Source organism: Streptomyces wedmorensis, assembly GCF_000716445.1.
GTDB lineage: Bacteria > Actinomycetota > Actinomycetes > Streptomycetales > Streptomycetaceae > Streptomyces > Streptomyces wedmorensis.
Genome location: NZ_JNWK01000106.1, coordinates 1 through 11,692, shown reverse-complemented (window position 1 = coordinate 11,692; position 11,692 = coordinate 1). Strand labels below are relative to the sequence as shown.

The window sequence follows — 11,692 nt, the reverse complement described above, 5'->3', positions numbered from 1 at the left end:
CCGCGCCATAGAGCTGCTGGGCCTCAACGAGGAGATCGAGGATGTGCTGATCACCCTCGGCAGCCAGTACCACCTCATCCGGCTGCTCAGGGGCCGCGGTGGCAACGGCCTGTTCCTGTACATTGTCCTGGACAAGAGCCGGGCGAACCTGGCCATGGCCGAGTTCTTCCGCATGCTCGGACACCCCGTCAGAATCCGTGTACTGGAACTGCTCCAGAACGGCCCCGTGCCTGTACGCGAACTCCTCAACGAGATCGCGATCGAACCCTCCGGCATCGTGATCTCCATCCGTGAGGGTTCCACGGTCAACTACGCCCTCGCCGGCGGCGACGTAGCCGAACTCCTGCGCGCCGCAAGACGCATCCTCACCGAACTCCGACACACCGACACCGAAATACACGTGCCTCCACCCACACGGTGACGGCCCAACCCGGTACTCCCTCCAGCCGCCCGCGACGTCGAGCCGGCCGGGGCGCCGTAGGAACTCGATCACGTCCGTCACGGAGGGGGCCCTGCCGGAGGGCTCTCCGTCCGTCCGGACCCGCCGTCCGCCCTGCTCATCGAGCAGGTGGACGACCGGCGGTTGTTCCTCGCTCATGTCGACCAGCCTGAAACCGGATGGTCCGGACCGCATCCAGATCGGGGCGGACGGTGGAATGACATGGCGAGCGCCCGTCTTACATCCCCCGAGAGGCGGGCGCTCGCTCATGCTCGGACAGCAGGAAGCCCCGCCGGACGGGATCCGGACGGGGCTCGGTGCGGGCGCGTCCACGGGGCGCCGATCACCTCGACGGACACCCGCCCATCACCCGCGTCAACAACGCTCCAGGTCAATACGACTAGGACGTTTCTCGTCTCTCGCAGGACGCGGGCCCGGCACTACTTGAGCATGTGGGCCGCCTCCACCCGTTGGAGGTGGATCACGACGTCGTGCGACTGTGCGAGCCGGATCTGTGGGGCGTCCGCGATCCCGGGGTAGGTGGCGCCGATGTTCTTGACGGTGCGCGGCGTGGCGAGCCAGGCGCGGGCCGGCGCCGGGGCGTTGCGCAGGTCCATCATGAAGTCGCGGTACCGTACCCGGTCGAGGGTGTGCTCGGCCGTGCCGGGCGCGGCCGGGCCGACGGTGAAGCGGTGGGCGCCGCCGTCTGGGCCGAAGGCGTTGAACGAGCCCTGGTCGAAGGTGAGGCCGACACTCAGGTAGCCGCCGCCCAGCCGCTCGCGGAGGAATTCGCCCTGGACCTTCGGATAGGTGGCGGGGGCGTAGGTCCGGAGGGCGATGTGGCTGTTGTGGGCGGCGAGGACGATCTTGTCGCCGGTCCGCTGCTGCCACCAGGTGACGTTCTCCGCCATGATCTGGTCGCGGTAGAGAAGGGCGTCGCTGATGCCCTCGGGGTCGTCCCAGTCGAAGGCGTACAGCGTGGTCATCTGGTGGATGGCGGTGGCGTGCTGGACGGCCCAGGCGTGCGCGTCGGCGCCGGCGCCCGTGCCGGGCCGCCGCTTGAACAGGTCCACCGCCCGGCCGGTCCGCTCGGCGAGCTCCTTGCGTTCGGCCATCGGCTTCGACAGGTAGTCGTTGACGTACGTCTCGGCGTCGGTGGCGGGCCGCAGGCCCCGGTACAGCTCGGTGAGTCGCGGGGTGAGTTCGGGGCGGGCCGTGGCCGCGTAGGCGCTCACCTTGTCGTACAGCTCGGCACCGGCGAACCCGCCGTCGTCACCGACGAAGTGGACCGGGTCCTTGGGATGTTTGACGTTGTACGCGCGCATCCACTGGAGCAGGTCGCGGTACTCGGCGTTGTTCCACCACTGGTAGGCGCCCTGGAACTCCTCGTCCATGATCTGCTTCAAGTCCCCGTCGCCGCGCAGGAGATAGGCGTCGAGCCGCAGTCCGGTGCTCCACGGGGCTTCGAGCGCGAAGGCCCGGAAGCCCTTCTCCCCGACCAGGTACCGCAGGATGCGGTGCTTGACGGTGAAGAACTCGTGCGAGCTGTGGGTGGCCTCGCCCAGGCCCACCACCCGGGCGTCACCCACCATCCGGCCGAACGGGCGGAGGTCGGCCAGGCCGCCGCGGGGCTCGGTGCTGCGCAGCGGGTGGGCCACCCGGCCGAGGGCCGCCTCGGGAGAGCGGAACACGGCAGCCGCGGCCTCCTCCGGACCGGCGGGCGCGGCGGCGTCGGCGGAAACCGATGCGGTGGACGGGGCAGGCGGAGTGGCGGCGGAGGCGGCCGGGACGATGGCCAGGGTGGCACCGAGCGGGACGAGCAGGGCGGCGAGCAGGGTTTTGTGCGTGTTCATGGGCTTCACTCTCGCCGCGTGGGGGCGACCCGAACCATCCAGTGCGCCCCCGATCGGCCCGGGAGTCAGCTACACCCATCGAGGTGCGGGGGGGGGAGAGAAAAGGTCGCGGTCTTCGCTGCGGACAGCCGCTGACGGAGCACGTGGCAGTCTCCGAGGGCTGGAGTATGGCTGTCGTCAAGGGGGCGGCTGCTGTGGCGCGGCCCTTCCGGAGGCGGCGGTACGGCAGCTCGCGCGGCGCGACGTGCCCTCCGTCAGTGCTGAGGAAGGCGGGGGGACCGGCCTCGGGGGCGTTGGGCGACGAAGGTGTGGGTGATGCCCGTCTGCCAGCCGGGCATCGGCAGGCAGCGCACGCGTTCGAATCCTGCGCGGCGCATTCGGCCGGTGAGGGCATCCGTCGTGTCGAACCGCATCACGCTGTGGTGAAGGTGCTGATAGAGCGCGGCGTTTCCGTTCAGTCGCGCCCAGGGGAGCACGAACGCGTTCACCACGGTCTTCCAGACGAGTCGGTCGCGCCGCCGGCCGAGGCTGTACTCGTGGACGGAAAGTCGGCCGCCTGGGCGGAGAAGGCCGTGGATGTCGCGCAGTACGGCGTCGGGATCGACGACGTTCCGCAGGAGGTATGCGGCGAACACCGCGTCGTACGAGCCGTTCGCCTTGATCTCGTCCATGCTCTCGACCGGGGCGTGGACGAAGGAGACCCCGTCCGGCCAGGTCTTGGCGCGAGCGCGCGCGAGCATCCCGGCAGAGGCGTCGACGCCGATGACGGTGGCCAGTGGCGCCGCGTGCAGAAGCGCCCTGGTGGAAGTGCCGGTTCCGCATCCCAGGTCCAGCACGGTGAGTCCGGCACCGTCGTCGGGAAGTCCCAGACGGCGGGCGGACCGGCGGAGGTGCGCGGCATACCCCGGGCTTGCCGAGGTCATGAGGTCGTACGTCGGCGACGCGTGGTCGAACGCAGCGGCGAGGTCGCCGTCACGGAGCATGGCCATGAGCACCCTTTCGGCAGAAGCCCCCAGGTTGTCGCATCGGGCACGCCTGGACCACGGGGCACGCCGAGGGGGCCCACGGTGTCCCCGCGCCCCGGCGGAATGGGTCCGTATGGCCGAAGACCTGCTGCATCCGCGCGCCCGGGCGGTAATGAACTCCAGACATACCGCACTGCCCGACCCACGGCAGCAAGGAAGTCCCATGCGCACTCTCGACCCACCGACCATCGACGCGGATGTCCCCGCCGCGCTGGACCTCGTGCTCGACGGCCTGCTCCGAAAGCGTCTCACCGAGGCCCGGGCAGTCGAGGCGACCTACGCGGCGGACCTCGCGCGGCGGGTGATCGCGTTCACGGCGGGTGGTCGGCGCCGTAGATCCCAGTTGCTGTGGTGGTCCATGCGAGCAGTGGGCGGCGGCCAGGAGGAGGCCTACGCCGCCCTGCGCACGGCCGCTGCCATGGAGCTGATCCAGACCTGTGCCCTCATTCACGACGACGTCATGGACGGCTCGCGGCTCCGCAGGGGAGAGCCCGCCCTCCACGTCGCCCTCGCCCTCCAGTACCGGACGGGCGGCCGCGACGGGGCCGAAGCGCGTTTCGGGAAGTCGGCTGCCGTTTTGGCGGGTGACCTCGCCCTGACCTGGGCGGATGACGTGTTCACGGAGGCGTTGCTCCGCACTCCGCACTCCGCCGCGCTGGGTGCGGAGTGGCGCGCGATGAGGAACGAGATGGTCGCCGGGCAGTACCTGGACCTGCACACCCAGGTGACCGGCTCGCGCTCGTCCCGGCGGGCCATGCGGACGGCGGTCCTGAAGACGGCGGGTTACTCGTCGGCGCACCCCCTGGTCCTCGGGGCCCTGCTGGCGGGGGCGCCCGAGCGGACGGCCCGGGGACTGCGCCGGGCCGGGCTCTGCGCCGGCATCGCCTTCCAGCTGCAGAACGACCTCCAAGGGGCCTTCGGCAGTCCGGAGCACACCGGCAAACCCTTCGGGGAGGACCTCCGCGAGGGCAAGGCCACCTACCTCCTGGCCGTGGGGCACGCTCGGTGCGTGCGACGGGGCGACACCGCGGGGCTGAAGCTGCTGGAGACGGTGGTCGGCCGCCCCTCGGCCACGGATGCCGAGCTGCGCCGCGTACTCGACCTCCTCGTGGCACACGGTGCGCGCGCGCACGTCACGGCCCGCGTGGCGGAACTGGCCGCGCGTGCGGTGGGCGCGCTCCGACAGGCGGACCTGGCCGCGGAGCCGACCGAGCGGCTGGTCCGGTTGCTCCTCGACGCCGTCGGCCTCCCCCTCGCCGGCGCGGCCGGGCCGGAACAGGACGGGGACGACGCGCGCCGCGCCGGACCGGCGCTCCGGCAGCGCGAGGCAGTGACGGGGGGAGTCCGTTGAGGCGGGTTTCGGGGAGGACGGACCACGTGGTCGTCGTGGGGGCGGGCTTCGCCGGTCTGTCGGCGGCCCTCCATCTGCTCGGCGCCGGGCGGGAGGTCACCCTCGTAGAGCGGGAGGCGGGACCCGGCGGGCGCGCCGGGAGGATGGACCTGAAGGGTTTTCAGGTGGACACGGGACCCACGGTCCTGACGATGCCCGCCCTGCTGGACGAGGCGTTCGCGGCCGCCGGGGAGTCCCTCAGCGAACGGGTGGAACTCGTACCGCTGCACCCGGCGTACAGGGCCCTGTTCTGGGACGGCAGCCAGGTCGACGTCCACACGGAGGCCGGGACCATGGCCGCCGAGGTCGAACGCTTCGCGGGTGCCCGGGAGGCCGACGGGTACCTCCGGCTGCGTGCCTGGCTGAGCAGGCTCTACGCGGTCCAGGAGCGCCGTTTCATCGGCGCGAACTTCGACTCGCCCGTACAGCTCCTCCACCCCGACCTCGCCCGTCTCGCGGCGCTCGGCGGACTGGGGCGACTCGACCGGGCGATCGGTTCCTTCCTGAAGGACGAACGGCTGCGGCGCGTGTTCTCCTTCCAGGCCCTCTACGCGGGGGTGCCGCCCTCGCGCGCGCTCGCGGCCTACGCGGTCATCGCCTACATGGACACCGTGGCCGGGGTGTACTTCCCCCGGGGCGGGATGCACGCCGTGCCCGCCGCGATGGCGGAAGCGGCCCGTCGGGCCGGCGCCCGGATCCGGTACGGGGAGCGCGTCACCGGCCTGGAGCGTTCGGGCGCGCGCGTGACCGCCGTCCTGACGGAGCACGGGCGGATCCGGTGCGACAGCGTGGTCCTCACCACGGAACTCCCCCTCGCCTACCGCCTCCTGGGCCGCACTCCCCGGCGGCCTCTCCGGACCAGACACTCGCCGAGCGCGGTGATCCTGCACGCGGGTACGGCGCGTACGTGGCCCGGGCTCGCGCATCACACGCTCCTGTTCGGTTCGGCCTGGTCCCGCACGTTCGAGGAGATCACCCGGAACGGGAAGCTGATGACCGACCCGTCGCTCCTCGTGACCCGGCCCACGGCCACCGACCCCTCACTGGCCCCGGACGGCCGTCACCTCCACTACGTCCTGGCCCCCTGCCCGAACACCGACATCGGCCCCGGTGGGCTTCGCTGGGGTGAACTCGGCCCCTCCTACCGCGACTCCCTCGTCGCCGAACTCGAACGGCGGGGACTCGACGGGTTCGGTGACTCGATCGACGCGGAGTGCCTCGTGACGCCGGCGGACTGGACCGCCCAGGGGCACACCGCGGGGACCCCCTTCTCGGTGTCGCACACCTTCGCCCAGACAGGGCCGTTCCGCCCCCGCAACCTGGTCCGCGGAACGGAGAACGTCGTCCTCGCCGGCTGCGGGACCACACCGGGCGTCGGCGTGCCCCCCGTGCTCGTCTCGGGAAAGCTGGCCGCGCAGCGGATCACGGGACCCCCCGGCAGGAATCCGCGTCGCCCGGTCCCCGTCGCGACCGGTCCGCAGGAGACCTCGTGACGGCCCGGGAGCTCGACGCCGCCCGGATCCACGACCCGGCGCTGCGGGCGGCGTACGCGGAGTGCAGTAGGCTGAACGCCCGCCACGGGAGGACGTACTTCCTCGCCACGCGCCTCCTGCCGCTCGAACGCCGCAGCGCGGTCCACGCCCTCTACGGTTTCGCCCGGCGCGCGGACGACATCGTGGACGAGACGGCCTCCACCTCGCCCGCCGAGCGGGCGGCGGCGCTGGACGCGCTGGAGACCGAATGGCGCGGTGCGCTGCGCGGAAGGCCCACAACGGACCCCGCGGTGGCGGCGGCCGCGCACACCCGCGAACGCCTGGACATCCCCGCACGGCACTTCGACGACTTCCTCGCGTCCATGCGCAGCGACCTGTTCGTACGGGAGTACGCGACGTACGCCGATCTGCGCGCGTACATGCACGGGTCGGCCGCCGTCATCGGCCTCCAGATGGTGCCGGTCCTCGGAACCGTCGTCCCCCGGGAGGAGGCCGAGCCGTACGCGGCCGCGCTGGGAGTCGCCTTCCAGCTGACGAACTTCCTCCGCGATGTCGGGGAGGACCTGGACCGGGGCCGGGTGTACCTGCCGGCCGACCTGCTGGCCGCGTCCGGCGTCGACCGGGAGCTGCTGCGGTGGAGCCGGAGGACCGGGTGCCGCGACCGGCGCATCACGGCCGCCCTGTGTGACGCCGCCGCCCTCACCCAGGACGTCTACCGCCGGGCGGAGCCCGGCATCGCCCTCCTCGATCCCGTATCGGCTCCGTGTGTGCGCACCGCTTTCGTGCTGTACCGGGAGATCCTGACGGTGATCGAGAGGGAGGGGTACGCGGTGGTGCACCGACGGGCCGTGGTGGGTGCCCGCCGGCGGGCATCGATCGCCCTGCCCGGCCTCGTGCGGGCGCTGGCGGCACGCGCCGGGCTGCGCACGGAGCGTCCGCCGTCCCTGGGGGTACGGGCGCAGGCAGAAGTGGCGCCGCACGCGTCGGTCGGCCGGGCGGAGGGCGATGAACAGGTGAGAGGGGATTCGAGGTGACGGAACCACCGACCGGCACTGACCGGCCGCTTCTGCCGCTGAGGTTCCGGCGTCAGGCGGTGCCGTGGGAGGAGCAGCGAGCGACGTGGCGGCAGGCCCGCGCCGCGGAGATCGCCGCAGGGCTGAAGCGGGCGTCGTCCCGGCCTTCCGGGAACTGGTACGTCGTGGGGTCGAGTCGGGGGATCCGCGCGGATCGGCCCGCGGGCAGGACCGTCGCGGGCATCGAGGTGGTGCTGTGGCGGGACGCCGACGGCGGTCTCCACGCGGGTCCGGGTGTCTGCCCCCACCTCGGGGCCGCCCTGAAGGACGGCGTGGTGCGGTGCGGGACCCTGATCTGCCGCTGGCACGGTCTGGCCCTGGACGGCTCGCCGTTCGCGGGCTGGGAACCCTGGCCGGTGCACGACGACGGCGTGCTGGTGTGGGTGCGGCTGGACCGCGTCGGCGGGGAGGAGCCCACGGAGCGGCCCGTGGTGCCACCCCGGCCGCCGGTGGACCGGGCGGTCGCGGCCGTCTACACCGGCGTCGGCGTCTGCGAGGCGGAGGACGTCGTCGCCAACCGTCTCGATCCGTGGCACGGCGCCTGGTTGCATCCGTATTCCTTCGTGGACCTGGAGGTCCTCTCGGTCCCGGAGGGCGGTGCCCCCGAAGAGGAGGACGCCCTGGTCGTCCGGGTCTCCTTCAAGCTCTCCAGTCGTGTCGTGGTGCCGGTGACGGCAGCCTTCACGGCGCCGGAGCCCCGCACCGTCACCATGCGGATCACCGAGGGCGAGGGCGCGGGCTCCGTGGTCGAGACCCACGCCACCCCGTTGACCCCCCACAGAACGGCACGCCCGCGCACGGCCGTGGTCGAGGCCGTCATGGCGACGTCGCACCGGCCGGGATTCGCGGTGGCCCGGTCGTTGGCGCCTCTGTTGCGGCCGGCGCTGCGGTCGGCGTCCGGGCGCCTGTGGCGGGACGACCTGGCGTACGCGGAGCGCCGCTGGGAGCTGCGGAGCACGGGGAGGTTCCCGGGCTCGTGACGTGCCGCGTCGGGGCCCTGGGCTCCGGGCCGTGTGGCGGAACGGCCCCGGTCGGTGGCTTCCGTTCAGCCGGCCGGGGATGCCGTTCGGCGGTTCGGTAACTTCCGTTCAGCCGGCCGGGGATGCCGTGCCCACCCGGGCGAGGAGCCTGAGGGCGCCCGAGCGCCCTGCGGCGGGGACGGTCCACAGGGTCTGTCCTCGAAGTCCCCACCGTCGCAGGTGGGCGTTGGCCGCGAGGAACCCGGTGGTGGCGGCCCTCTCCATGAGGGCCACGGGGTACTCCGTACGGACGAGGTCCCCGGCGACCGTGACGGTGGGGTCCGGCGTGTGGACGGTGGGGCGGTTGCGGTGGCCTCCGACCTCGAAGAGGGGGCAGTCGGAGCGGAGTTCGTGTCGCTGGTCGACGATCACGGCGGCGCGTGTCTCGGGCCAGGCGCGGTGCAGTTGGGCGACGAGCTCGCGGGAGACGACGCGGGGGTCGGCCCCGGGGGGCACCGCGTAGGCGTGCAGCTCGACCACCGAGCCGCCTGTCCGGGCGGCCCAGCGGGAGGCTTCTCCCTCCCAGCGCTCGAGGACGCTGATGTTGTCGAGGGGGCCGTATCCGCTGGTTCCGAGGAAGCCGGGTCGCTGCGCGTCCACGGGCCGGTCGAGCCACAGGCGGGAGACGAGGAAGGGCGGCGCCGTGCGAAGTGCGCGGACCCTGGCACGCCACGGCGCGTCGCACAGCGTCGGCGACGCCTCGGCGATCGTCCGTAGCCCGCCCGTGTCGGTGGCGAGCACGAGGGCGTCCGCGTGCCGCGCACCCGCCGGGGAGGAGACGACGTGCCCGTCCCCGGGGGCGGGTGCGATCTCCTCGACCCCGGTCCCGGTCAGGATGCGGACGCCGTGTCCCTCCAGGTAGGAGGCCAGCGGGTCCCACAGTGCCTGCGGGTACGGCTCGTCCGGCACGTCGAACAGGAGTCCCTCGGAGGACCCCAGGAAGTAGATGTGGAACATGAGGACGAGCTCGGCGGCGGACAGGTGACCGGGGTCGGCGAAGAAGCTGCGGGAGAACACCTCGAAGGCCAGGTGCTGCGCCGCCGGCGGGAAGCCGATGCCGTCGAGGAAGTCGCGGGCGCTGACTCCGTCGTAACGCCGGTACACCTCGGGGACCCGGACGTCGAGGAGGGGCAGTGCCGCCCGGGCGTTCATGCGGCCCAGGTCCCGCCAGCCGAAGCTCGGGCTGAGCGCCACGAAGCCGAGGGCGCTCAGCGGCGGGGTCCGGGGCACCCGGGCGAAGCTGTCGTAGAGGCCGGAGCTGTGCCGCAGCGGATAGTCGGGGAGCGCGGTGAGCCGTTCCAGTCCGGGGTCGACCCGGCGGAGGAGACCGCGGAGGTTGTAGTACTGGCGGAAGAAGGCGTGGAACCCGCGGCTCATGGTCACCTCGGATCCGTCGCTCAGCCGGTCCCGCCAGCCGGCGAGCCGTCCGCCGAGGGTGGGCTCGCGCTCGTAGAGAGTGACGTCGACGCCGCGCTCGGCGAGGATCGTGGCCGCCGCGATTCCCGCGATCCCGCCGCCGACGACGGAACAGGTGGGACGGAGGCGGGCGTCCGCTCGGCGCGATCCGTCGGCCGCGGGGATGACGACCGCCTGGCGGTCGCGGCCGCGCCGGGCGGTGCCGTACCGGGTGAAGCGCATCCTGGGCTCGCTCTCGTGGCAGGCCCGCCGGTTCAGGCGCGGCGGGCGAGGAAGGGGATCTCCGCCGTGGTGCGGAGCATGGGGACGACGGGGGTGTGCAATCCGATGCGGAACTCCTCGTACGGCTTCGTCCGGCCGTCGAGGAACCTGAGGAGGCGCTCGGCCGGGACCCTCTCGAAGAGCCGGGTGAAGAACTCGGGCCCGGAGAGCCTGCCGGTGTCGATGCCGCGCAGGAGAACGGCGTCCATCGCGAGGGAGCGCCCCGGGTAGGCCGCCGGGGGCAGCGGCACACGGCCCGAGTGGACGAGGGCCGCCACCGCGCGGGTCTGCCGCTGGATCGCGGCGAACGCGTAGCCCGTGGAAGGGCGTACGGCTCCGCCGGCCGTGCCGATCCGGAAGGTGCTCGTTCCCGCCCGACGGTCGTGCCGGGCGTCGGTCATCGGAATGCGTCCGCGTTCCACCGCGGCCACCTCGAACGCCCCGAGCCCGAGGACGCAGCCCGTGTAGTGCCTCAGGGCTTCCTCGTACGCGTGATCGGTCAGCGGTTCCCTGCCGAACTCGGTGTACTCGACGAGCGCTTCGCAGCCGGACAGCGGAAGCACGTACCCGAAGGAGAGTCCGTGGGGGGGCTGCGGGGTGCGGAAGTCCATGAGGTCGACGGTGCGGGGATCGAAGGCGGGCCGCTCGGTGCGGAGGAACCACCCCTGGAAGTGCTGGACGAGGCGGACGCGGGCGGGCGGCCGGGAAGCCGGCGGGCGGCTGTCGAAGGCCCAGCGCGCCCGGACGTGCCGCTCGGTGCCGTCGGCGGCGCGGCAGGAGACGGTGACACCGTCGGGTCGGTCCGTGATGCCTTCCGCGACCGCCTCGATCAGGCGCAGTCCGGTCAGCCTCGGCCGCACGGCCCGGCCGAACGACTCCGAGGTGAGCATCTTGTAGGTCAGCCCGCCGAGGTCCCGCCGGACCGGTGGTCCGCCGGGCGTCCGGAGCCGCAGGCTGTTCCACGAGGCCGTGAGCCAGGCGTCGTAGTCACCGGGTCCCTGCTCCCAGTAGCACCATGTGCGCGGTGGTGGACGGAGGGGGCCCGGGGGCGCGTCGATCAGGACCACGGAAGGCACGTCGACACCGGGCGGAGGCCGGAGCAGCCGCCACGCGAGCGACAGCCCGGCGGCCCCCGCCCCGATGACGACGACATCGCAGTGCATGGGCCACGTCTCCTCTCGTCGGCTCGTCGAGCGCCCCGGCCGGTGGGTCCGATGCCGCGGTCAGGGTTCCCCCGGAGCTCCTTCGCCTATCCCCCGCTGCTCCAGGGGGACCAACGGGCCGGCGTCCGGCGTCGGCACGGCGTGTCAGGGGACCGGGCGTCGGCCGGGGTCTCCGCCGTCCTGACGGGTCGTGCGGAAGTCCGCCGGGTCGAGCCCGGCGCGCCGGATCGCTTCGAGGACGTCGGCCGGCGGAGGCGCCTCCCACGGCGATCCGGCGTCGACGCATTGCCGCATGCTCCTCGGTCGAAGACGTTCGGCGACGACCGCGCTGCCGGATGCACGTCGTGGCGGCGAGGCACGAGCGAACCGTTCACCCGACCCGTCCGTGGCGGAGTGCATCCCGAACGCGCCGGAACGAGAAGCACGACATTGAGCCGTTCACCACTCCGCGAGGATGCACCCCATGTCCGATCAGCACGATCCCGCCCCGTACGACGCCCTGCTGCTGCTCTCCTTCGGCGGCCCCGAGGGCCCGGACGACGTGGTCCCGTTCCTGGAGA

Annotated in this window: 9 protein-coding genes; 5 read left to right on the top strand and 4 right to left on the bottom strand. The window is 72.8% G+C overall.

What is annotated here, in order from left to right; translation table 11 throughout:
* Positions 1 to 154: 154 nt before the first annotated feature.
* Positions 155 to 421, top strand: coding sequence for an ArsR/SmtB family transcription factor (locus OO54_RS39965; protein WP_033212428.1), 267 nt, complete (start codon positions 155 to 157; stop codon positions 419 to 421).
* Positions 422 to 879: 458 nt separating this feature from the next.
* Here the strand turns inward: OO54_RS39965 and OO54_RS39960 are convergent, their stop codons facing one another.
* Both OO54_RS39960 and OO54_RS39955 read right to left on the bottom strand, forming a co-directional pair.
* The gene (locus OO54_RS39960) at positions 880 to 2,292 is read right to left on the bottom strand and encodes an erythromycin esterase family protein (protein WP_033212422.1); all 1,413 of its coding nucleotides are present in this window, start codon (positions 2,290 to 2,292) and stop codon (positions 880 to 882) included.
* Positions 2,293 to 2,546: 254 nt separating this feature from the next.
* Positions 2,547 to 3,281 carry a class I SAM-dependent methyltransferase gene (locus OO54_RS39955; RefSeq protein WP_033212420.1) on the bottom strand — a complete coding sequence of 245 codons (735 nt, stop codon included), beginning with the start codon at positions 3,279 to 3,281 and terminating at the stop codon, positions 2,547 to 2,549.
* A gap of 199 nt (positions 3,282 to 3,480) precedes the next feature.
* On the opposite strand from OO54_RS39955, the gene OO54_RS46955 reads away from it, so the two are divergent.
* The 4 genes from OO54_RS46955 to OO54_RS39935 are packed head-to-tail and all read left to right on the top strand — an operon-like array spanning position 3,481 to position 8,253.
* A complete protein-coding gene (locus OO54_RS46955) occupies positions 3,481 to 4,668 on the top strand; it encodes a polyprenyl synthetase family protein (RefSeq protein ID WP_051787862.1) in 1,188 nt (395 codons plus the stop codon).
* Positions 4,665 to 6,200, top strand: coding sequence for a phytoene desaturase family protein (crtI, locus tag OO54_RS39945; protein ID WP_033212418.1), 1,536 nt, complete (start codon positions 4,665 to 4,667; stop codon positions 6,198 to 6,200). Before OO54_RS46955 ends, crtI begins: the two co-directional genes overlap by 4 nt.
* Positions 6,197 to 7,234 (top strand): phytoene/squalene synthase family protein, encoded by a 1,038-nt coding sequence (locus OO54_RS39940; protein ID WP_078905609.1) that lies wholly within the window; start codon positions 6,197 to 6,199, stop codon positions 7,232 to 7,234. Before crtI ends, OO54_RS39940 begins: the two co-directional genes overlap by 4 nt.
* Complete coding sequence (locus tag OO54_RS39935) at positions 7,231 to 8,253, top strand: Rieske (2Fe-2S) protein (protein WP_033212416.1); 1,023 nt, start codon at positions 7,231 to 7,233, stop codon at positions 8,251 to 8,253. The genes OO54_RS39940 and OO54_RS39935 overlap by 4 nt, the downstream gene beginning before the upstream one ends.
* 108 nt (positions 8,254 to 8,361) lie before the next feature.
* Here the strand turns inward: OO54_RS39935 and OO54_RS39930 are convergent, their stop codons facing one another.
* Both OO54_RS39930 and OO54_RS39925 read right to left on the bottom strand, forming a co-directional pair.
* Entirely contained in the window at positions 8,362 to 9,930 is a 1,569-nt protein-coding gene (locus OO54_RS39930; RefSeq protein ID WP_033212414.1) for an FAD-dependent oxidoreductase, read from the bottom strand.
* 32 nt (positions 9,931 to 9,962) lie between these two features.
* Positions 9,963 to 11,132: a lycopene cyclase family protein gene (locus tag OO54_RS39925; protein ID WP_033212411.1), complete on the bottom strand. Its 1,170-nt coding sequence runs from the start codon at positions 11,130 to 11,132 to the stop codon at positions 9,963 to 9,965.
* Positions 11,133 to 11,692: the final 560 nt, after the last annotated feature.